The sequence below is a fragment of the Catellatospora sichuanensis genome, assembly GCF_007483665.1.
GTDB classification, from domain to species: Bacteria; Actinomycetota; Actinomycetes; order Mycobacteriales; family Micromonosporaceae; genus Catellatospora; species Catellatospora sichuanensis.
In genome coordinates, this window is the sequence record NZ_VIQO01000023.1 from 51,765 (window position 1) to 73,567 (window position 21,803).

Genomic DNA, 21,803 nt, shown 5'->3' on the forward strand with positions numbered 1-21,803 from the left:
GGCCGGCGGGGCCACCCTGCTACAGACCGGCCTTGTAGTCGGCGTCCATCTCAGCGAGGAGCTTGTCGGGCGTGGTCTGCCCGCTGAAGATCTCCTGGAGGCCGCTGAGCATGTTCTGCTGCACCTTCGCGGTCGGCCAGAGCTGGTCCATGAACGGAACCGTGCGGCCCTCGTTGATGAACTTGGTGAGCTCGGCCAGCGAGGGGTCGGCCGTGGCCCCGACGCCCGACAGCGCCGGGAGGCTGCCCTGCGCCTTGTTGAACACCGCCATGCCCTCGGGGGACATCACGAACGAGACGAACTTCAGCGCCAGGTCCTTGTTCTTGGCCTTGGCGTTGACGCCGTAACCGGCGCCGGCCGCACCAGGCATGAAGGTGCTCGCCGGGTCGTCGTTGGCCGGCAGCGGCTTGAGCACGAAGGTCCCGTTCGGGTTCTTGCCCTTCAGCAGCGCGATCACCCAGTTGCCCTGGACGATGCCGAGGGTCTTGCCGTTGGCGGCGAGCTCCTGGCTGGCCTCGTAGCTGGTGCCGAGCGGGTTCTTCTGGAAGCAGCCGGTCTTGTCCATCTCGATGTACTTGTTGAGCGCGGCGGCCCACTCGGAGCTCGCGAAGGTGGCCTGGCCCGCGGCCATCTTCTTGTCGAAGTCCTTGTCCTTGCTGTAGACCAGGGTGGCGACCAGCGAGTACAGCACCAGCTGGGTCACCCAGTTGTCCTGGTTGCCCAGCGCGAACGCCGGCGTGCCCTTGGCCGCCGCGGACCTGCAGAACGCGAGCAGTTCGGTCCACGTCGACGGTGCGGTCAGCCCGGCCTTGTCGAGAGCCTGCTGGTTGTAGACCGCGCCGATGCCGTTGACGCCGAAGACCGCGTTGTAGGTCTTGCCCTCGTACTGTGCGACGCCCTGCAGGCCGGCGGGCAGCTTGCTCGCCCACGGCTGGTCCGATAGGTCCAGCAGGTAACCGGGCTTGGCCAGCACGTAAGTGGCGCCGGGATTGCCGTTGCCAGGCCAGACGGTCATCACGTCGGGGGCGGTGCCCGAGGCGAGCTGGGTCCGGATCTGCTGCTGGTACTGATCGGCGCTGCTCGTGGTGTAGTTGACCTTGACGCCGGGGTTGGCCGCCTCGAACGCCTTGACGACCTGCTCAATGGAGCCCTGGTCGACCGAGGCGAGGGTGAGGGTGCTGTTGTCGGTGGATCCGTTGTCGCCGCTGCCGCAGGCAGCGATCATGGCCGTGGCCGTGATCGCGGCAACCAGCATTGCGCCTTTGCGTGCTTTCATGCTGTCTCCACAAAATGGCTGGGTTTCAGGAGTGGTTCGCTCAGCCCCGAGGTGCCGTGGCGCTGAAGGTGTATCGGCCGGACGCGAGCCGGAGCGTTGCCCCGGTGGTCGACGCCTCGACGCGGAGGACCCCCGGCCGGCCGCCGGCCGGCGCGTCGTTCTCCCGGACGCTGGATGCGTCGGCGGTGGGGATCTCCAGTACGGCGGTGCTGCCTGGCGGGATCGAGACGGATACGGTGATCCGTCCCGCGGCGAGTCGCCACCCGCAGGCGACCCGACCGCGTGCCGTCTCCTGCTCGGCTTCGGCCCAGGTCAGGCCCCCGCCGGGCAGGGGGCGCAGGAGGAGCTCGCGGTAGGCCGTCGAGTCCTTCGTCTGGTCGATGCCGGCGACGCGGCCGAAGAGCCAGTCGCCGATGCTGCCCAGGCTGTAGTGATTGAACGAGTTCATGGATGGGGACTGGAACCCGCCGTGTTCGGTCCAGCCGTCCCAGCGCTCCCAGATCGTGGTCGCGCCGTGGCGGATGGTGTATCCCCAGGAGGGGAACTCCTCTTGGTGCAGGAGTGCGTAGGCGAGGTCGGCACGGCCGTGGTCGGTCAGGACCGGGCCGAGCAGCGAGACGCCGACGAATCCTGTCGTCAGCCGGAAGTCGCGTTTCTCGATGTCGGTGGCCAGGTGGTCGACCGCCGCCTGCACCAGGTGCTCGGGCAGCAGCCCGAACTCCAGCGCCAGCAGGTATCCGGTCTGGGTGCCGCCGGCGACCACGCCGATGTCGTCGACGTATGCCGCGATGAACGCGTCACGGATGGCCGCGTGCAGCGTCCGGTGCTCGGCGGCGATGCCGTGGTGTCCGAGGACCACGGCCGCGTCGGCCACGATCTGGGTGCTTCGTGCGAAGTACGCCGTGGCGAGCATGTCTCGCGGAGTACGGGCGTCGACTTCGAGCCAGTCGCCGTAGGAGTTGCCGTCCCGGTTGCGCCAGAGCAGGTCGGGGTTGTGGCGCCGCACGTGCCCGACCCACGCGACCATCGCCTCGAACGAGTCCTGCAGCGCGGCACGGTCGGCGTAGGTGCGCCACAGGTGCCAGGGGATGATGACGCCCGCGTCACCCCAGGCCGGTGCACCCTCGCGGTCGAACGTGATGATGGGGGCGATGTCGCGGAAGGCGCCGTCGGAGTTCTGGCCACCCACGACGTCTCGCATCCATCGGGCGAAGAAGCCGGACACGTCGGCGTTGCGGCTGGCGGTCGGCGCGAAGATCTGCGCGTCGGCGAGCCAGCCGAGGCGTTCGTCGCGCTGAGGGCAGTCGGTGGGTACGGCGAGGAAGTTGCCGCGCTGCCCCCAGGCGATGTTGGACTGCAGCTGATTGACCATGGGATCGGAGCAGGTGAACTGCCCCGTCCAGGGCGTGTCACTGTGCAGGACACGGGCGACGATGTCCGCGTTCGCCAGCGTGCCGGGATGATTGCGGACCTCCAGGTAGCGGAATCCGTGGAAGGTGAATTGCGGTTCGAAGGTCTCCACTTCGTCACCGCGGGTGGTGTAGACATCGGTCGCCCGGGCTCGGCGCAGGTTGTCCAGGTACGGCTCTCCGCCGGAGAGCGTCTCCGCGTGCCGGAGCACGATCCGGCGCCCGGGCTCTGCGGCGCGGACGGTCAGCCGGACCCGTCCGACGAGGTTCTGTCCGAAGTCGACGAGGTAGCGGCCCTCGCCTCGGGCTTCGACCGTGACTGCCGGCATCTCCCGCACGACGCGGACGGGGTTGTCCGGCTCGGCGACCAGCGGTCCCGGGTCGGCGGCGAGCACCGCCACGGGCTGGAAGTTGCTGCCGGCGCAGTCGGGCAGGTCCCAGCCGGTCAGTTCCCACCGTGCGTCGACGTGCTGGCCCATGAGCAGGTCAGCGCTGCGGATCGCGCCGGGGTGCTCCACCCACTGGTCGTCGGTCGCCACGACCTGCTGCGAGCCGTCGGGGAAGTCGCACACCAGCTGGGCGAGGAAAGCCGGAGTGTCGCCGTAGTGCTGGGCGGCACGGCGCGGATCGAAGCCCACGTAGCCGCTCCACCAGCCGTCGGCGACGACGGCACCCAGCACGTTGTCGCCGGTTCGGATCAGCGAGGTGACGTCGTAGGTCTGGTACTGCTGGCGCTGCAGGTACTCCGTCCAGCCGGGCGCGAGCTCCCGGTCTCCGACACGCTCGCCGTTCAGGTGCGGCTCGTAGACGCCGCGGGCAGTGGCGTACAGCCTGGCCCGGATCGGCTGCCGGTCCAACCGGAACGCGCGACGCAGGTACATCGGCGTGTTGCCGACGGCCGGTTCGGGCTCAGGCGGGCCCGGCGGGTCGACGTGGGGAAGGGTGCTCGGGTCGCGCCCGACCCACACGGCCGTCCACTCGTCGGGGTGCAGCAGGGCGGTCTCGAACCAGCTCTCGGCAGTGCCCGCCACGTCACCGTGCTCGTCCCAAACCTGGACACGCCAGTGGTAACGGGTGCGCGACTGCAACTGCCGACCGGCCCACGAGACGAGCAGCTGCTCGGTGGAGTCGAGCCGGCCGGTGTCCCAGACCAGCCGGGCCGGGTCGTCGAGGTCGCCGGCGAGCAGCGCTGCGGTGATCCGGTATGCCGACTGTGCCGCTCCCCGCCGGTCGGAGGTCAGCTTCCAGGACAGGCGTGGACGGTGTGCGTCGATGCCCAGCGGCTCGTCGCGCTGTTCGGTCTGCAGGCCGTACGGTTGCAGGTCGTTCATGTCGGAGGTCATCCCTTCAGCCCTCCGGCGAAGCCGTTGATGATGCTGCGCTGCAGCGCGAAGTAGACCGCCAGGATCGGCACGATGCTGATCACCAGCGCGGCGAAGATCAGGTTCCAGTCCGTGACGAACTGGCCGACGAACCCGGACAGCGCGACCGGGACGGTCTGCTGGTCACTGCCGCTGAGGTACAGCAGCGGCGTGAAGAAGTCGTTCCAGATCGAGATCGCGTTCAGCACGAGTGCCGTGACGGTGATCGGTTTGAGCATCGGGAACACGATGTAACGGAACGCCTGCCACGGCGTGCTGCCGTCGATGAGCGCCGCGTCCTCGAAGTCCGGCGGCAGGGACCGCAGGAAGCCGACGTAGAGGAACGTCGTGAACGGCACCTGAAGCCCCACGTAGAACAGCACCAGTGCCCCTACGCTGCCGAGCAGGCCGAGGTCACGCATCGTCTGGTAGAGCGGAAGCGACGCGAGTTGGAACGGCAGCATCAGCCCGAGCAGGATCAGCAGGAACATTCCCTTGGACCAGGCGGCCGTGGCCCGTGCCAGCGGGTAGGCGGCCATGGCCGAGACGGCCAGGACCAGCACCACGCTGACGACCGTCACGAGCACACTGTTGATCAGGGCGTTGCCGAGGTCGCCTTCCTGCCACGCCGCGGCGAAGTTGTCCAGGGTGGGTGAGGTCGTCGGGATGATCGGCGAGGACGTGTCGGACGTCGGCCGCAGGGAAAGGTTGATCAGTACGTATAGAGGGAACCCGACGATCAGCGCGACGGCGATCATCGCCAATTCGAGTACGCCGGTGCGCCAGCCGTAGCGGTTCACGAGGCGCTCCTTTCGTTGCGGGCCAGGAACACGTACTGACCGGACGAGACGACCGCGACGATGATGGTCAGCACCACCGCGAGCGCGATGCTGTAGCCGAATTCGCCCAGGGTGAAAGCGTCCTTGTAGATGAGGGTCGAGATGGTGTCGGTCGCGTGGCCGGGTCCTCCGCCGGTGAGCGCGTAGACCTGGTCGAACAGCTTGATGCCGCCGATGATCGACAACATGAGGTTGATCGTGAGTGCCGGTGCCAGCAGCGGGCGGGTGACCGACCAGAAGCGTCGGAACGCTCCTCCCCCGTCGATGGATGCCGCCTCGTAGATCTCCTTCGGGATGGACTGCAGTCCGGCGACGAAGATGACCATGGAGTAGCCGGCGAACTGCCAGACGATGACGCCCACGATCGACCAGAGCGCGACCTCCGGGTTCCCCAGCCAGTCCTGCTGCAACGAGTCCAGGCCGACGGCGCCGAGCAGGCTGTTGACGGCACCCTCCGGGCCGAGCAGGTTGCGCCAGAGGTAGGCGGTCACGATCGGCGTGATCACGGCGGGGGCGAACAGGAAGACCCGCAGGACGTTGCGGGACTTGATCACGGTGTTCACGCCCAGGGCCAGCAGCAGGCCGATGCCGTTCTGGATGACGGTGATGGCGACCGCGATCAGCAGGGTGTGCCAGATGGCCTGCAGGGCGTCCGGGTCGTCGAGCATCGCACTGAAGTTGTCCAGGCCGATGACCGCGTGGTCAGGGTCGAGGCCGTCCCAGTCCGTGAAGGCGTAGTAGACGCCGCGGGCGCTCGGCACCAGCACGATGAACGCGAACAGTGCCATCGCCGGCAGCGCGAACCACCAAGGCGGAGTCCGCCTGGTGCGCGTCGTCCCCGAGCGCGGGCGCCGCACCCGGGAGTGCCCGCTGTCGGGCGTCTTCGGGTCGGCTCGTCGCCCAGTTGAGGAAACTGTCACTACGGGACCACCTCATCTTGAAACGATTCATCACTTGCCAAAGTTCGGTGCCAGGCTGAAGAGGTACAGAATTTGGGGAACGTTTCCCAATGTTCGGCAGACTCTAAGCGGCCGTCCGTGTGACGTCAATAGGTCGCGAGCGCTACCGAAGTGTTACCAGACCAGCTCGTTACGTGAGCGCTCAGGAAGTGATCCAAACGGACGATGATCCGGAGACCCGCGCTAGCTGTACGGTCCTGGGTAACGTTGCCTACAGGAGGACCCCGTGGATACGTCTCAGCCACCTCGGCGAGTCACGATCATCGACGTCGCCAGGCACGCCAACGTGTCCACCACGACGGTGTCCAAAGTGCTCCGCAACGCCTACGGAGCCAGCCCGGAGATGCGGGCGAAGGTTCGCGAGGCGATCGCCGAGCTGGGCTACCGTCCCGACGCCGCCGCTCGTGGCATGCGCGGCCAGACTTACACCATCGGGGTCATGCTGCCGACCATCCGCAACCCGTTCTTCGCCGACATCCTCGACGGGCTCACCGACAGGCTGCGCGACACCGACTACCAGATCCTGCTCGGAACGGGTGGTGACGGCGAGGACACCGAGGAGCGGATGACCGACGCGATGATCGACCGCAGGATGGACGGTGTCGTACTCATCGCACCGGTCTCCTCCCGCGCGAGGCTCGAGCAGATCGCAGGTCTCGTGCCCACTGTCATCGTCGGCCGGCACGGCAACTCACCGCTGTACGACGTCGTCACCGACGACGACTTCGTCGGCGCCGCGCTCGTGGTGGAGCATCTGAGCGCCCTGGGCCACCGCCGCATCGCCCACATCGACCACAGCGAGACCGACCCCACGCGGCTGCTGGAAATGCCCAACGCGGTGCGCGCCGAGGGTTATCGCCACGCGATGCGCGCACACGGACTCGCCGACGAGATCGACATCGTCGCTACGAGTTACACGCAGGAAGGCGGCTACATCGGTGCGCAACGGCTGCTCGCCCGGCCACGCCGACCGACAGCGATCTTCGCGGGCGCCGACTTCGTCGCCATGGGGGTCCTGGAGGCCCTGGCCGAGGCCGGGCTGAAAGTCCCTGAGGACATCTCCGTCGCGGGTTACGACAACACCACGTTCGCTGCGTTCGCACCGGTCTCGCTGACAAGCGTCGACCAGGCAGGCCACCAGATCGGCAGCAACGCGGCGCGCCTGCTGCTGGAACGCATATCCCACCGGCAGGCTCCCTCGTCCCAGGTCAAGCTGACACCGAAGCTCGTCGTCCGCGGCAGCACCGGGCGGCCGTCAGTGCCCGACTGACCGATACAGCGGCCTGCATAGGTGAGTCCCGGCAGCTCGCGGCTGCCGGGACCCGTACCAGAGGCGCGGGTTTCATGCCCGCGCTCTACACCTACCGATGCCGCGTCAGGGAGTGGAACCGAACCGGAAGGTGCCGGCGCCCACCGAGTAGATGTCGTAGAGGCCGCTGCGCTGCACGAACGTGGCACCCGACGTCAACGCGCTGCTGGTCGCCGAGGACGAGGCCAGCGGCACCCACACCTGGCCACTCGTGCCCGAGGGTGCGGTGACCTCGATCTGGAACTGCCCTGCGCTGTCCTGGGCCCACTTCACCGCGATCGAGCTGTTCGGCGTCGGAACCTGGCCCTGCGCCCAGGTCACGTTGGCCTTCTGCGGCTTGACCCGCCACGTCGTGTACCCGGGGTTCACGGCCGTCACGCCGAGGATGTTCTCCGAGAGCACCTGCGTGGGGCCGGCGGCCCAGGCGTGGGCCAGGCTGTCGAACCCGCGGTCCGGAAGGCCGTTGCTGTTCACGAACTCCCAGAACGTACCCGTGTAGTAGGAACCGGCGGTGTCGACCTGCAGACCCCACAGGCGCCGGAGCAGGTCGAGCGCGCCCGCGGTGTCGCCGCTGTCGAAACGGGCCATGACCTCCCACGTGTTGTTGAGCGGCTCGATCGTGTGGCCGTAGGGGTCCGCCATGCTCGGGGACGGCTGGCTGATCTGGCTCCCCCGCGCCAGCCAGCGCGACCTGAAGTAGCTCAGGATGCCCTGCACCCTGTCCGCGGGCGCCACGCCGAGACGGATCGCGTTCATGTTCGCGTCCAGCGGGTACACGTTGGTGCGGGTGTTGGTGTGGACGTACAGACCCGCAGACGTGTTGAACAGACGGCTGTTGATCGCGGCCTTGAGCGCGTTCGCCTTGTTGGTGTACTCGGTCACCTTCGCCGCGGTGCCGACCTTGCCCTCCATCCAGATCATGTTCTGCAGCAGCTCGTAGTAGGCGAGGCTGTACTCGGTGACCTCGCCGCTCTGCGTGGTCTGCCAGTAGTCGTTGTCGTTGGTGACGACGAGCCCGTTGGAGTTGACCCGCGTGTGGTGGTAGGCGGTGGCGTTCTCCAGCCTCGTACGCAGGCCGGTGATGAACGCCGTGTCGTTGGTGTAGCGGTAGTACTGGATCGCGATGATCGCCGAATACGCCGAGTAGGTCACCGCGTAGTCGAACTTCCCGCATCCGCGGAAGCCCACCGCGCTGGTGAGCCTGCCGTTGGAGTCCTGCAGGTTGAGGATGCTGTTGATGGAGCCCTTGATGTACGGGGCCGCGTTCGAGCCGAGCGACAGCTGCGCCACCGGGTCGCTGACGAGCAGGTCACCGGACCAGATGGCACGGTCGCGCTTGGCACCATCGAAGATCACCGGAACGTTGAAGCACGACGCGACACCGGTCGGCACCATGTCGAGCTGGGCGGTGTACGCCCCGGCGTACCACATGCGGTTGAGCTGGTCGTCGCTGGACATGAACCAGCCCTTGTACTGGGCCGGCGTGGCGCGATACGCCTTGAAGTTGACGCCTGCGCCGGTCAGCGTCACCGAACCGGCGCTGGTCAGTTGGATCGCCGCGTAGCGGAAGCCGCCGCGCAGCGAGCCGGTGTACGTCCGCGCGCTGGTCACACTCAGGGAGATGACCGAACCGTGGTCGTTGTTGTAGATGCCGCTGCTGTTCGCCGTCAGGAAGGGAAGCGCCTCGCTGGTCGCGATCCGCACCGTCCTGGCGGATCCGCCGGAGGAGGCCGAGACGGTCACGAAGGGCGTGCCGCTGACGTTCCTGCCGAAGTCGAGGACCACTGTCGCCGGCGTCCCGCCGGAGGACGTGGTCAGCACGGTCGAGCCGCTGCCCGTTTCGGTGAGCCCGGCTGCGTTGGTGACCGTTCCCGCCGTCCTGGTGATACGGACGGCCTCCGGGTTGTCGCTTGTCGGCGCGGGCACGAGTGCCTGCCAGTTCGGGTTCGTCGGCCAGGTCGGCAACGCGGCCCACGCCGCGGTGCTCGGCAGGCTCGACGCGACGACCACGCAGATCGTCGCGACGGCCAGCGCCCACAGTGACCTGCGGGTGGCCGTTCTGCGCCACGGCGCGAACGGTGCGGTACTCTCACGGTGCATCTGGATCCTCCTTCGATTGCGGCTTGGCTGCCGGGGTCCGGGTGTGTCCTTTGTTCGTGCCTCTGCTTCACCAGCGCCGTCCCTGAGCTACTCCGGGTACGGCGACCTTGTCCGATGCCGGTGCCTGCCAGCGATGTCATCGGACAAGGGACTTGGTGATGGGAGACGTGTGTAGCTGATTGCGGCGCGTTGTCAGCTCGGACAACGGAGTCGGCGCGCCCGACCGTCGGATGACGGCAGCGGCGTCCGGGTTCGCCGCTTGCCGGTGCGTCGTGATGACGACAGACCAGGGCCATCGCAGGGTCCCGCGGGTCCCTCGATTGAAACGTTCCTGCGGTCCGGTGGCGGTTGAGCAGCGTTCGGTTACCCGGGTTGCGTCAGCACTGGCACGTGGCCTCGCTATTCGGAACTCGGACGGCTCTGAAACCTTTCAATTATCCTTCTGCGCACAGAGTACGAGCCGCCTCAGCGTTCCGTCAAGGTTGCCCATATGTTTCGAAACCGTTGCGCACCAATCGAACCGGCCGGTTCTTCTGCCCAGAGGGCGTGGTGCTTTCGGCGGCGCTCGTAGGTGTCGTCACCCGCCGACCTGCGCCGAGCATGCCTGCCGAGGCGTGGCTACGAATGGGGCGCCGTGCCGGCCTGGACGGGACAACAGGCTGATAGCCGACGGTGACGGGATGGCTGCCTGGCGGGTGCGGGCAGCGTTGACCCGTTTCAACCGTCGCGTAGCGTGGTGGTGGCAGGCGCCGAGCATGGATGGGGAACATGGAGACGACGAGCATCAAGGAGGTCGCACGTCAGGCCGGCGTCTCGCTGGGCACTGTCAGTAACGTGTTGAACAGGCCGCACCTCGTGGCCGAGAACACCCGGCAGCGGGTGCTGCAGGCCATCCGCGAACTCGGCTACGTCCGCAACGATTCCGCACGTCAGCTGCGTGCGGGCCGGAGCCGCACGATCGCCATCGTCGTACTGGACGTGTCGAACCCCTTCTTCACCGACGTCATCCGGGGCGCCGAGGAGGCTATCGAGGCCGCAGGTGCGGTAGCGGTCGTGTGCAACAGCGGTCAGAGCGCCGCCCGTGAAAAAAGGCACCTGGAGCTACTCGAGGAGCAGCGCGTACAGGGTGTCCTCATCACCCCGGTCGACGGCGGCCGAGATTCCCAGCTGGTCAATCTCATCAAGCGCGGGGTCCCGGTGGTGCTGGTCGACCGCGGTATCTGGCAGTCGGACCGGTGCTCCGTCGCGGTCGACGACGTGCTCGGCGGCCGGATCGCCGGGCAGCACTTCCGCGAGCTCGGCCACGATCACGTCGCCTTTGTCGGTGGCCCGCTGACCATTCCCCAGGTCGCCGACCGGCAACGCGGCTTCGAGTCGGTGTTATCCGGGATCCAGGTGCGCACCTTCCTGACCGCCGAGCTGACCGTCGCGGCGGGGCGGCAGGCAGGCGACGCCATCGCGGACCTGCCCGCGCCTGATCGGCCGACCGCGGTGTTCTGCGCCAACGACCTGCTGGCCCTGGGGCTGCTGCAGGAGATGACGCAACGCGGGATCAACGTGCCCGACGAAGTCGCCATCCTCGGCTATGACGACATCGACTTCGCCGCGGCCGCGGCAGTGCCCCTGTCCTCGGTTCGCCAGCCCCGCGAACACCTGGGACGTGCTGCTGCCGAGCTTCTCCTGGAGGAGACCAGGTCCCCCGACACGCACGCACACCGGAACCTCGTGTTCCATCCGGAGCTGGTGGCACGGAAGTCGACGGCCCGCCCGGACAGCGCCCGGCGGCGGTGACGCAATCCGAGCCTGAAACGTTCTGACACGCGACGTGGCATCTGACGCGTGACGCTATCGGGTCAGGCGCGCCTCCAGTCCGGCCCACGTTGTCGCACTCGCGCCGGGTCGCGGCAGGTAGCGCCTCGGTGTGACGTGTCGATTCAGCAGGGCGCGCAGGTCTCGAAGCTCCCCGGAGATCGCACCGAGGGCGCGGGCCTGCACCAGTGCGTTACCGAGCGCTGTCGCCTCCACCGGTCCGGCCGTCACCGGCAGACCGCAGGCATCGGCGGTGAGCTGGCACAGCAGCTCGTTGCGAGACCCTCCGCCCACCAGATGCACGACGTCGACCGGGTGACCTGCCAGCTCCTGCGCCTGCCGTACGGCGCGTGCGTGCGCCAGCGCCAGGCTCTCCAGAATGCACCGCACCAGCGCTGCCCGCGAGGCAGGCACCGGCTGACCGGACCGCCGGCAGTAGTCGACGATCCGCGCCGGCATGTCGCCCGGCGGCAGGAAGACCGGGTCGTCCGGGTCGACGACGCTCACGAACGCCGGTTGGGCCGCCGCCTCGGCCAGCAACGCCGTCAGGTCCGCAGGTTCGCCACGCGCCTGCCAGGTGCGCATCGACTCCTGCAGCAGCCACTGGCCCATCACGTTGCGCAGGTATCGCACGGTGCCGTCGATGCCGGCCTCGTTGGTGAAGCCGGCCTTCCGGCTCGACTCGGTCAGCACCGGTTCTGCCAGCTCGAGCCCTACCAGTGACCAGGTGCCGCACGAGATGAAGGCAAAACGTTCGTCCCCCGCGGGAACACCGACCACCGCCGAGGCGGTGTCATGCGAGCCGACCGCCAGCACCGGCACGGAGGTATCCAGGCCGGTCTGTGCTGCCGCGTCCGCCGTGAGCCGGCCGATGGTGTCGCCCGGCCGTCGCAGTGGTGCGAACAGCTGCGCGTCCCAGCCCAGTGCGGCGATGAGCTCCGTCGACCAGGTGCCGCTTCGCGCGTCGAGCAGTCCCGTGGTGGAGGCGTTGGTCAGTTCCGCTCCTTCCTGTCCGGTCAACCAGTAGGCCAGCAGGTCGGGCAGCAGCAGCATGCGACGGGCCGTGGCGGCGGCCGGTGTGCCCTGGGCCGCCGCCAGTTGGTAGATCGTGTTGAAGGGCAGGTTCTGCAGCCCCGTGATCGCGTAGAGACGTTCCACGCCTAGTTGGTCGTGCACGCGTGCCATGACACCGTCGGTGCGCCGGTCTCGGTAGCTGATGGGATTGCCGATCAGCGCACCGGTCGCGTCGAGCAGGCCGTAGTCCACGGCCCACGAGTCGATGCCGATGCCGTCCAGGCCCTGCCGCGGGGTGCCGGACGCACGGACCGAGCGCCCAGCGGCCCTCAGCCCGTCGAGCACCCCGCGGTAGAGCGCCAGGACGTCCCAGTGCAGGGTCCCGCCCAACTCGATCGGTTCGTTGGCGAAGCGGTGAACCTCGGCCAGGTCGAGCACGTCGCGGCCGACGCGGGCGAGCATCACCCGGCCGCTGGAAGCTCCCAGGTCTGCCGCCGCTACCGTGGCGTACTGCGAGTGGGACATGGGTGGCGCAACTCCTTCGTGCGATCGATCAGGCCGCGCGGGTCAGCGCAGGAACGCTGCCGCGACCCCGGCGTCGACCGGGATGTGCAGACCGGTGGTGTGGGACAGGTCCCCGGCCGTGAGCACGAACACCGCGTTGGCCACGTGCTCGGGCAGGACCTCGCGCCCGAGCAGCGTGCGCTTGGCGTAGAAGGCGCCCAGTTCGGACTCCGGCACTCCGTACACGGCGGCGCGCTGTGCGCCCCAGCCGCCGGCGAAGATGCCCGACCCGCGTACCACACCATCGGGATTGACCCCGTTGACCCGGATGCCGTGCGCGCCGAGTTCAGCGGCGAGCAGGCGCACCTGATGCGCCTGGTCGGCCTTTGCCGCGCTGTACGCGATGTTGTTCGGGCCCGCGAACACGCTGTTCTTGCTGGAGATGTAGACGATGTCGCCGCCCATGCCCTGGGTCGTCAGGACGCGGGCGGCCTCCTTGGACACCAGGAACGAACCCTTGGCCATGACGTCGTGCTGCAGGTCCCAGTCGGCTTCGGTGGTGTCCAGCAGTGGCTTGGAGATCGACAGCCCGGCGTTGTTGACGACGAGATCGACGCCGCCGAAGGCCAGGCAGGCGCTGCGTACCATCTCGGTCACCGCGGCGGCGTCGGTGACGTCGGCGCCGACCCCGATCGCGACGTCGGTGCCGCCGATCTCGGCGGCCACCCGCAGTGCGGCGTCGGCATCACGGTCGGCGACGACCACGCAGGCGCCCTCAGCGGCGAGGCGGTGGGCGATGGCGCGACCGATGCCCGACCCTCCGCCGGTGACGACGGCGATCCGAGTGGCGAGCGGCCGTGGTTTGGGCAGCCGGGCCAGCTTCGCCTCCTCCAGGGCCCAGTACTCGATGCGGAACTTCTCCTGCTCGTCGATCGGCGCGTAGCGGGACACCGCCTCCGCGCCGCGCATCACGTTGATCGCGTTGACGTAGTACTCCCCTGCCACCCGGGCGGTCTGCTTGGTCGCGCCGAAGGTGAACATGCCGACGCCCGGCACCAGTACGACGGCGGGGTCTGCGCCCCGCATGGCCGGCGAGTCGGGTTCGGCGTGCTCGGCGTAGTAGCGGGTGTAGTCGGCTCGGTAGGCGGCGTGCAGCTCGCGCAACCGGACGACGGTCTCGTCGAGCGGCGCGGTCGGCGGCAGGTCCAGCACCATCGGGCGGACCTTGGTGCGAAGGAAGTGGTCGGGGCACGACGTGCCGAGCGCCGCGAGCTGCGGGTGGCGTTCACGGGCCAGGAAGTCCAGCACCGTGTCGCTGTCGGTGTAGTGGCCGACCTGCGGGTTGTCGGTGGAGGCCAGACCGCGCAGCAGCGGGGCGAGCTCGGCGGCCCGCTGGTGCCGCTGCGCTGCCGGCAGGGGTGCGAAGCCTTCCACCACGGGCCCGAAGGGTTCCGGTCGGCCGTGTTCGGCGATGAACTTCTCGGCCACCCGGATGATCTCCAGGGAGTTGGCTTCGCACTGTTCGCTCGAGTCGCCCCAGGCGGTGATGCCGTGCCCGCCGAGGATGACACCGATGGCCTGCGGGTTGGCCCGCCGGATGGCGGCGATGTCCAGGCCGAGCTGGAACCCGGGACGCCGCCACCGCACCCAGACCACGCGGTCGCCGAAACACTGCCGGGTCAGCTCGGGGCCGTCGGCCGCGGTGGCCAGCGCGATACCGGAGTCGGGGTGCAGGTGGTCGACGTGCGGGGCGTCGACGAGACCGTGCATGGCGGTGTCGATCGACGGGGCCGCGCCGCCGCGCCCGTGCAGGCAGTAGTCGAATGCGGCGACCATCTCGTCTTCGTGCTCGACTCCCGGGTAGGTCTGCGCCAGGGCGTGCAGCCGGTCGAGTCGCAGCACGGCCAGGCCCGCTTCGCTCAGGGTGCCCAGGTCGCCGCCGGATCCCTTCACCCACAGCAGGGGCACGTCCTGGCCGGTGACCGGGTCGTTGCCCGGCCCCTTGGCCGAGGTATTGCCCCCGCCGTAGTTCGTGTTGCGCGGGTCGGCGCCCAGGCGGCGGGATCGGTCCACCAGCTGCACGGGCGTCGACGTGGCACTTTCGCGGTTGTTCATCATGCTCCCCAGCCCGCCTGGCGGCCGCCGGTGCGGGTGGCTTCGATCTGCTGCTGGTAGCCGCCGGCGTGGTAGGCGGCGATGGGGTCGGGGTCGATGCCGAGTTCGGTGCGCAGCTCGGCGAGCAGCGGGCGGACGTCGGTGCTGAACGCGTCCATGAGCACCGCGTGGGCGGCCAGCACGTCGCCGGCCTGCTGGGCGGCGGCGAGCGCGTCGGCGTCGACCAGCAGCGCCTTGGCGACCGCCTCCTGGACGTTGAGCACCGAGCGGATCAGCGCCGGGACCTTGGCCTCCAGGTTGTGGCACTGGTCGAGCATGTACTCGACGCCGGAGTCGGGGCGGATCGCGTCGGCGCGGACCAGTTCGTGGGCGATCCGGAACAGCTGGAACGGGTCGGCCGCGCCGACCATCAGGTCGTCGTCGGCGTAGTTGCGGCTGTTGAAGTGGAAGCCGCCCAGCTTGCCGAACCGGTGCAGCACGGTCACCAGGAACTCGATGTTGGTGCCGGGCGCGTGGTGGCCGGTGTCGACGAGCACCTGTGCCTTGTCGCCCAGCGCGACGCAGTGGGCGTAGGAGGTGCCCCAGTCGGGCAGGTCCATGGTGTAGAAGTGCGGCTCGAACAGCTTGTACTCGACCAGCATGCGCTGGTCCGGGCCGAGCCGGTCGTAGACCTCACGCAGGGCGTCGGCGAGCCGGTCCTGGCGGGCGGCGATGGAGTCCTGACCGGCGTAGTTGGTGCCGTCGGCGAACCACAGCGACAGCACCTTCGAGCCGGTGGCGTCCATGATGTCGACGCATTCGAGCAGGTGGTCGACGGCCTTGCGGCGCACAGTGGCGTCCGGGTGGCAGACACTGCCGAGCTTGTAGTCGTCCTCCTGGAACACGTTGGGGTTGATCGCGCCGAGGCGGATGCCCTGGTCGACGGCGAAGCGGGCCAGGTCGGCGTAGTCGTCGACCCTGTCCCAGGGGATGTGCAGGGCCACGCTGGGCGCGGCACCTGTCAGGCGGTGCACCATAGCCGCGTCGGCGACCTTCTCGTACGCGTCGCGGGGAACCCCGGCCTGCGCGTACACCTTGAATCTCGTGCCCGAGTTCCCGTACGCCCACGATGGCGTCTCGATGCGCATGGCGCGCAGGGCGGCTTTGACGGCGGCGTGGTCTTTCATCATCTTCTCCTGAGCTTCGCCGGCGATGGTTTGCCTGGCTGGGTAGGGCGGGTGGCGCGGCGCGCCACCCGCCCGGGGCGTCACTTGACCGTGTCGACGTTCTCCTTGGAGATCAGCTGCACGGGGTTGTAGACCTCACGCTCGGCCGCGTTGTCGAAGGTGAGGGGGGTCTTGGCCAGGGCCTGGTCGGCGAGCTTGACCGTCAGGGCGCCCATCGCGGCCGGATCCTGCGCGACGGTGGCGGCCAGGCCGTTGGCCTTGATGGCCGTGATCGCCTCGGGGTCGGCGTTGAAGCCGACGGTCACGATGTCCTTGACCGGGTCCTTGCCCGCGTCCTTGACCGCGTTGGCGGCGGCCACGCCCATCGGGTCGTTGCAGGAGAACACGCCGGCGACGTCGGGGTTCTTGGCCAGGATGTCCTTCATGACCTTGTACCCCTCCTCCGCCTTGGAGTTGCCGGACAGCTCGGCGACGACCTTGAAGCCCTGCTTCTCGATCTCGGCCTTGAAGCCCGCGTTGCGGCGCGCGGCGTAGACCGCCGACGGCTCGCAGGTGATCGAGGCGACGTTCTTGCTGGTCTTGCCGTTGGCGGCGATCTGCTTGGCCATGTACTCCGCGGCGAGCTTGCCGCCGCCGGCATTGTCGGAGATGACGATCGCGTCGTAGGGCGCGCCACCGCCGCCGATGTCGTCGACGATCACCGGCACGCCCTTGGCCTTGGCCTTGGCGATGATCGGGCCGAGCGCGCTGGGCTTGAACGGGCTGATGATGAGCACGTCGACGCCCTGGTCGATGAGCGCCTGCGCGCCGGTGACCATCTCGTTCTCGTCGCTCTTCTCGTCGTGCAGCTTGAACTCCCAGCCCTTGGCCGTGGCGGCCTCCCGGGTGCCCTTCTCCATCTTCTGGAAGAACTCGTACTGCATGTCGTACACGGAGAAGCCGACGACGACCTTGTCGGAACCGCTCTGGTTGTCAGAGGGCGCGTTCGAGTCCGAACAGCCTGCCATGACCAGCGCGCCGGCCACGGCGAGCGACACAAGGATCTTGCTCTTCACTGATACCCCTCCCTGGGGATGTGGACGGTGCAGCGAGGTAAATCGTTTCAATTTCCTGGTGCACGTGACGCCCGCCGTGGCCTCACGTTGTGTTCACCGGACAGAGCCCGGCTGGGGCGTTCGCACGCCCAGTCCAGAGACCGCCCGCCGCAGCGAGCCGGGTGCGGCGAATCTGGTCCGCAGCCCGTCGATCGTCAGTGCGATGATCAGCACGCCGCCGAGCACGATGCGCTGGTATGCCGATGGCACGCCTTCGCTGACGAGCATGTCGTTGAGCACGCTGATCAACAGCACCGCGGAGAACGTGCCGATCAGCGTGGCCTTGCCGCCCTTGAGGCTGGTGCCGCCGAGCACGACCGCGGCGATCACCTTCAGCTCGAACCCGTCCTGAGCCGAGCCGTCCGCCGTCCACACCCGGGTGATGTAGGTCAGCGTGGCGATGCCGACGCTCACCCCCACGAGGGCGAAGACGAAGAACCGGAGCCGGGTCGGTGAGATGCCGCAGAACTTCGCGGCCTCGGGGGAAGATCCGTAGGCCAGCACCCGGCGTCCGGTCGCGGTGCGCCGCAGCAGCAGCCACGCTGCCGCGAAAACACCGAGCATGATCACGAACGGCACCGGCACACCGGCGACGTTGAGCCCGCCGATCTTCACGAACGGCGAGCCGATCTGGTCGTAGGGCAGGGTCTTGGGCCCGTCCTGGGTGAGGATGTAGGACACGCCGCGGAACACGAACAGCGTGCCGAGGGTGGCCACGAACGGGGGCACGCTCAGCCGGGTGATCAGGCTCGCGTTGATCAGGCCGCAGGCCAGTCCCGTGGCGACGGCGGCCACGATCGCGAGGGCGGTGCCGCCTGCGGCGAATCCGATGAGCGACACCACGCTGCACAGGGCCAGCTGCCCGCCGACGGACAGGTCGAACGCTCCGCTGGCGATGGCGAACGTCATGCCCGCGGCGACGATGCCGAGGTAGGCGCTCTCGCGCAGCACCGACTGGGCGTTGTCGAGGCTGAAGAAGTCGGGCGTCAGCACCGGTGCCACCGCCAGCAGCAGCACCAGGATCGCGGTGATCCCCCAGGTGTCCCAGAGCGACCCCAGCGAGGTCGAGGTTTTCATCGGGCGACCTCCGGTGCGGTGGCCGGCATGGTGGTGGCTTCGGCGCGGCGTATGCCCTTGATCGCGAGCGCGGCGATGAGCAGCAGTCCGACACTGATGCGCTGGTATGCCGGTGGTGTGTTGAGCAGGTTGAGTCCGTTGCGGATCGTCTCGATCAGCACGGCGCCCAGGACGGTCCCCAGGATCGACGCCCGGCCGCCGAGCAGGGCCGTGCCACCGATGACGACGACGGTGATCGCGTCGAGTTCGAAGCCCATGCCGAGCTGGCCGTTGCCCTTCTGCAGCTGGCTGGAGATGAGCAGGCCCCAGAATCCGCCGGCGACGCCGACGAGCACGTAGACGGCGATACGGATCCGGTCGACAGGCAGGCCGGACACGCGTGCGGCCTCGCGGTTGGAGCCGACCGCGCAGACCCAGCGGCCGAATCGGGTCCGGTTCATGGTCCACCAGGCCGCGGCGGTCGCGAAAACGGCCAGCACGATGGGCATCGGCACACCGAGCGGCCGCCCGCCGACCAGGTATTTCAAGGCGGCGGAACTGACGATCTGGTCGTGGCCGTCGGAGTAGGCCAGCGACAGCCCGCGGACGATGACCAGGGTAGCCAGCGTCGCGATGAACGGGGTGACACCGAGCTTGGTGATCACGAGGCCGTTGGCGAGTCCGATCGCGGCGCCGACGGCGAGTGCGACGGCCATCGCCACGGCGGCCGGTTGGCCGGCGATGATGGCGCTGCAGCATACGACACCGGCCAGGGAGACCGTCGAGCCGATCGACAGGTCGAACTCCCCCATGGCGAGGCAGAACGTCATGGCCAGGCCGGGCACGGCCACGATGCCTGCGGCGACGAGCACGTTCTCGATGTTCGCGCCGGTCAGGAAGCTATCGGTGGTGACCGAGAGAACGATGAGCACACCGAGTAGCGGGAGCAGCAGCGGCGCCTTGCGCATGACGGCGGTCATGCGACCAGCTCCGCGGAGAAGACGCGGCGCCCGGTCGTGGCGCACAGCATGACGTTCTCCTCGGTGCGATCGGCGCCGGTCAGGTGGCCGACGATCTGCCCCGAGGCGAGCACGTAGACGCGATCGCTGATGCCGAGGAGTTCGGGAAGATCGCTGGAGATCATGACCACGCCGGCTCCGTCTGCGGTGATCTCGTTGATGAGGTGATGGATCTCGACCTTGGCGCCGATGTCGACGCCCCGGGTGGGTTCGTTGAGGACGAGCAGCCGTCCGCCAGGTGCCAGGGCGCGTCCGAACAGGACCTTCTGCTGGTTGCCGCCGGACAGCTGGCCGATGAGCTGCTCCGGGCCCGTGGTGCGGATGGCCAGGCGGGTGCGGAAGGTGTCGAATATGCCGAGCTCGGCGGCCGGCGACAGCAGCCGGCCGAGCAAGCCGCGCACCCGGTCCAGCACGGAGATGGTCAGGTTGTGGCGCACGCTGAGGTCCGGCAGGATCCCGGCCGCCTTGCGGTCCTCGTGCAGGAAGCCGATCCCCGCCTTCATGGCGTCGTTCGGCCCCTTCGGCCGGTAGGGTTCGCCGGACAGCAGCATCCGGCCGGATTTCACGGCCACCGCACCGAAGATCACCTGAGACAGCTCGGGCTGTCCCGCTCCCGCCACGCCGCCGATGCCGACGATCTCACCGGCCCGCACGACGATGGAGACGTCGCGCAGCCGGCGCCCGGCGCTGACCCGGTCGAGCTCCAGCACGACGTCGCCGCCTGCGACGTCGTCGCGGTGGAACATCGAGGAGACGTCGCGGCCGACCATGAGCCGTACGAGTTCGTCGGAGCTGGTGGCCGACAGGTCGGTCGTACGCACGTGGCGCCCGTCGCGCAGGACGGTCACCCGGTCGGCGACGGCGAACACCTCGTCGAGGCGGTGGCTGACGTAGATGACGCTGCGGCCCTCTGCCCGCAGCCGACGGACCACGTCCAGCAGGCGGGTCACCTCGTCGGCCGACAGGGCGGCCGTCGGCTCGTCCATGACGATGATCCGGCCGTCCACCGACAGGGCCTTGGCGATCTCGACGAGCTGCTGCTCCGAGACGGTCAGGCTGCTGACGGGCGCCGTCGGGTCGATGCTCACGCCGAGTGTCGCGAACAGGGCCGCCGCCTTGCGGTTCATCTCGGCGTAGCGGATGCCGCGGTGGAACGGGTGGTACGGCTCGCGGCCGGAGAAGACGTTCTCCGCCACGGTGAGGTCGGGATAGAGGTTGAACTCCTGGTAGATGACCGCGATGCCGGCGTGCGTCGCGTCGGCGGGACGCCGCGGGCGGTAGAGCCGGTCGGCGAGGTGGATCGTGCCGCTGCTGGGGCGGTGCAGGCCGCCGAGGACCTTGAGCAGCGTGGACTTGCCTGCCCCGTTCTCGCCGACGAGTGCGTGGACCTCGCCGGGTGCGACGTCGAAGTGCACACCATCCAGCGCGCGTACGCCGGGAAACTCGACCGTCAGCCCGTCGACCCGCAGTAGGGCCGGTGCACTGCTGTCCACCACGCGTACCTCCCTCTCCGCACAGAGCCAAGATCATATTGAATCGTTTTTTAGATCGAGCTGGAACGAACGCTACGATCCGGTCGCAGGCCTGTCAACACATTGATGCTCGGCCGTTATGGGAGCGCCCTTTCAGGCGCCCACCCCCGGCCGGGGGGTAGTTGACACGTTTCATTTCGGGCGTACGCTGAAGCCCGCTCCGGACCTGGGGCCACCCGAATCCACGTCGACCGCGAGGAGCCATGGCAACCGTCAGCATCAAAGAGGTTGCCCTCCGGGCGCGTGTCTCGGTCGGCACGGTGAGCAACGTGCTCAACGGCCGCTCGACCGTCGCTGCCGCAACGCGCCGCCGCGTCCTCGACGCGATCGCCGAACTCGGCTACATCCGCAACGACTCGGCGCGTCAGCTACGGGCCGGGCGCAGCCGTACGGTGGCGATGGTCGCCCTCGACCTGTCCAATCCGTTCTTCACCGACGTGATGCACGGTGCCGAGATCGCCGCCGAGCACGGCGGGGTCAACGTCATGATCTTCAACAGCGGCGAAGACCCCGTGCGAGAACGACGGCACCTCGACATGCTCAGCCAACAGCGAGTGCTCGGCGTCCTGATCACCCCCGTGAACGAAGCCCACGACGCGAACCTGGACCAACTGGTCGAGCACGGCATCCCCGTGGTCCTCGTCGACCGCGGCTCCAGCAACTTCCACCGCTGCTCGGTCGCGGTCGACGACGTGCTCGGCGGACACCTGGCCGGAGAACACCTACGTCAGCAGGGCCATCACCGGATCGCCTTCGCCGGCGGGCCGTTCTCGCTGCGCCAGGTCGCCGACCGGCACGCGGGCCTGACCGCGGCACTCGGTGACGGCCCGCAGCCCCGGCTCGTGACCACGTCGAACCTCAGCGTCGCCGCAGGCCGAGGCGCCGGCCGCGAGATAACCGACCTGCCGGTCGACGAACGCCCGACCGCGGTGTTCTGCGCCAACGATCTGATCGCCCTCGGGGTTCTGCAGGAGATGACCACCCGCGGCGTCCGGGTCCCCCACGATGTCGCCATCGTCGGCTACGACGACATCGAGTTCGCCGCCGCGGCGGCAGTGCCGCTGTCCTCGGTGCGCCAACCACGCGAGCAGCTGGGTCGCGCCGCCACCCAGCTCCTGCTGGAGGAGGTCAACGAACCCGCCACCCACCAGCACCGCCACGTCGTCTTCCGGCCCGAACTCGTCGTACGCGAATCCAGCTCCCCCTCGACCCCGGCCAAACGCAGCCGCAGAGAGTGACAC

General features: G+C 68.6%; 15 protein-coding genes. 3 read left to right on the forward strand and 12 right to left on the reverse strand.

What is annotated here, in order from left to right; translation table 11 throughout:
* Positions 1–19 precede the first annotated feature (19 nt).
* From FLL47_RS28440 to FLL47_RS28455, 4 genes are read right to left on the reverse strand one after another with little or no spacing between them, the layout of a single operon-like run.
* Positions 20–1,276: an ABC transporter substrate-binding protein gene (locus FLL47_RS28440; RefSeq protein ID WP_144124143.1), complete on the reverse strand. Its 1,257-nt coding sequence runs from the start codon at positions 1,274–1,276 to the stop codon at positions 20–22.
* Positions 1,277–1,316: 40 nt separating this feature from the next.
* Positions 1,317–4,016 (reverse strand): alpha-L-rhamnosidase, encoded by a 2,700-nt coding sequence (locus FLL47_RS28445; RefSeq protein WP_144124145.1) that lies wholly within the window; start codon positions 4,014–4,016, stop codon positions 1,317–1,319.
* An 8-nt stretch (positions 4,017–4,024) separates the two neighbouring features.
* A complete protein-coding gene (locus FLL47_RS28450; protein WP_144124147.1) occupies positions 4,025–4,846 on the reverse strand; it encodes a carbohydrate ABC transporter permease in 822 nt (273 codons plus the stop codon).
* Complete coding sequence (locus FLL47_RS28455) at positions 4,843–5,673, reverse strand: carbohydrate ABC transporter permease (RefSeq protein ID WP_144124149.1); 831 nt, start codon at positions 5,671–5,673, stop codon at positions 4,843–4,845. The genes FLL47_RS28450 and FLL47_RS28455 overlap by 4 nt, the downstream gene beginning before the upstream one ends.
* Before the next feature lie 397 nt (positions 5,674–6,070).
* Between FLL47_RS28455 and FLL47_RS28460 the strand changes: the two genes are divergently transcribed.
* Positions 6,071–7,114, forward strand: a complete 1,044-nt coding sequence (locus FLL47_RS28460) for a LacI family DNA-binding transcriptional regulator (RefSeq protein ID WP_144124150.1) — start codon at positions 6,071–6,073, stop codon at positions 7,112–7,114.
* 105 nt (positions 7,115–7,219) lie between these two features.
* On the opposite strand, the gene FLL47_RS28465 is transcribed toward FLL47_RS28460, so the two are convergent.
* Entirely contained in the window at positions 7,220–9,253 is a 2,034-nt protein-coding gene (locus FLL47_RS28465) for an alpha-L-rhamnosidase-related protein (protein WP_144124152.1), read from the reverse strand.
* 768 nt (positions 9,254–10,021) lie between these two features.
* Here FLL47_RS28465 and FLL47_RS28470 point away from each other — a divergent pair.
* A complete protein-coding gene (locus FLL47_RS28470) occupies positions 10,022–11,044 on the forward strand; it encodes a LacI family DNA-binding transcriptional regulator (protein WP_144124154.1) in 1,023 nt (340 codons plus the stop codon).
* Positions 11,045–11,098: 54 nt separating this feature from the next.
* Here FLL47_RS28470 and FLL47_RS28475 read toward each other — a convergent pair whose 3' ends face one another.
* The 7 genes from FLL47_RS28475 to FLL47_RS28505 form a co-directional block, all read right to left on the reverse strand.
* Positions 11,099–12,601: a rhamnulokinase gene (locus FLL47_RS28475; protein ID WP_144124156.1), complete on the reverse strand. Its 1,503-nt coding sequence runs from the start codon at positions 12,599–12,601 to the stop codon at positions 11,099–11,101.
* Between the two features lie 42 nt (positions 12,602–12,643).
* The gene (locus FLL47_RS28480; RefSeq protein ID WP_144124158.1) at positions 12,644–14,695 is read right to left on the reverse strand and encodes a bifunctional aldolase/short-chain dehydrogenase; all 2,052 of its coding nucleotides are present in this window, start codon (positions 14,693–14,695) and stop codon (positions 12,644–12,646) included.
* On the reverse strand, positions 14,695–15,861 hold the full coding sequence (gene rhaI, locus FLL47_RS28485) for an L-rhamnose isomerase (RefSeq protein WP_144124160.1): 1,167 nt from the start codon (positions 15,859–15,861) through the stop codon (positions 14,695–14,697). The genes FLL47_RS28480 and rhaI overlap by 1 nt, the downstream gene beginning before the upstream one ends.
* An 80-nt stretch (positions 15,862–15,941) precedes the next feature.
* Entirely contained in the window at positions 15,942–16,916 is a 975-nt protein-coding gene (locus FLL47_RS28490; RefSeq protein ID WP_144124162.1) for a substrate-binding domain-containing protein, read from the reverse strand.
* A 93-nt stretch (positions 16,917–17,009) separates the two neighbouring features.
* The gene (locus FLL47_RS28495) at positions 17,010–18,032 is read right to left on the reverse strand and encodes an ABC transporter permease (protein ID WP_144124164.1); all 1,023 of its coding nucleotides are present in this window, start codon (positions 18,030–18,032) and stop codon (positions 17,010–17,012) included.
* Positions 18,029–18,991 (reverse strand): ABC transporter permease, encoded by a 963-nt coding sequence (locus FLL47_RS28500; RefSeq protein ID WP_144124166.1) that lies wholly within the window; start codon positions 18,989–18,991, stop codon positions 18,029–18,031. Before FLL47_RS28500 ends, FLL47_RS28495 begins: the two co-directional genes overlap by 4 nt.
* Positions 18,988–20,526, reverse strand: a complete 1,539-nt coding sequence (locus FLL47_RS28505) for a sugar ABC transporter ATP-binding protein (RefSeq protein ID WP_222106243.1) — start codon at positions 20,524–20,526, stop codon at positions 18,988–18,990. The genes FLL47_RS28500 and FLL47_RS28505 overlap by 4 nt, the downstream gene beginning before the upstream one ends.
* A 239-nt stretch (positions 20,527–20,765) precedes the next feature.
* Between FLL47_RS28505 and FLL47_RS28510 the strand changes: the two genes are divergently transcribed.
* Positions 20,766–21,800 (forward strand): LacI family DNA-binding transcriptional regulator, encoded by a 1,035-nt coding sequence (locus FLL47_RS28510; protein ID WP_144124168.1) that lies wholly within the window; start codon positions 20,766–20,768, stop codon positions 21,798–21,800.
* Positions 21,801–21,803 lie beyond the last annotated feature (3 nt).

Coding starts and splice junctions, on each gene's coding strand:
- FLL47_RS28495 (WP_144124164.1), bottom strand. CDS start 18,032: ATGAAAACCTCGACCTCGCTGGGGTCGCTCTGGGACACCTGGGGGATC.
- rhaI (WP_144124160.1), bottom strand. CDS start 15,861: ATGAAAGACCACGCCGCCGTCAAAGCCGCCCTGCGCGCCATGCGCATC.
- FLL47_RS28455 (WP_144124149.1), bottom strand. CDS start 5,673: ATGGCACTGTTCGCGTTCATCGTGCTGGTGCCGAGCGCCCGCGGCGTC.
- FLL47_RS28440 (WP_144124143.1), bottom strand. CDS start 1,276: ATGAAAGCACGCAAAGGCGCAATGCTGGTTGCCGCGATCACGGCCACG.
- FLL47_RS28465 (WP_144124152.1), bottom strand. CDS start 9,253: ATGCACCGTGAGAGTACCGCACCGTTCGCGCCGTGGCGCAGAACGGCC.
- FLL47_RS28480 (WP_144124158.1), bottom strand. CDS start 14,695: ATGAACAACCGCGAAAGTGCCACGTCGACGCCCGTGCAGCTGGTGGAC.
- FLL47_RS28510 (WP_144124168.1), top strand. CDS start 20,766: ATGGCAACCGTCAGCATCAAAGAGGTTGCCCTCCGGGCGCGTGTCTCG.
- FLL47_RS28470 (WP_144124154.1), top strand. CDS start 10,022: ATGGAGACGACGAGCATCAAGGAGGTCGCACGTCAGGCCGGCGTCTCG.
- FLL47_RS28445 (WP_144124145.1), bottom strand. CDS start 4,016: ATGAACGACCTGCAACCGTACGGCCTGCAGACCGAACAGCGCGACGAG.
- FLL47_RS28500 (WP_144124166.1), bottom strand. CDS start 18,991: ATGACCGCCGTCATGCGCAAGGCGCCGCTGCTGCTCCCGCTACTCGGT.
- FLL47_RS28475 (WP_144124156.1), bottom strand. CDS start 12,601: ATGTCCCACTCGCAGTACGCCACGGTAGCGGCGGCAGACCTGGGAGCT.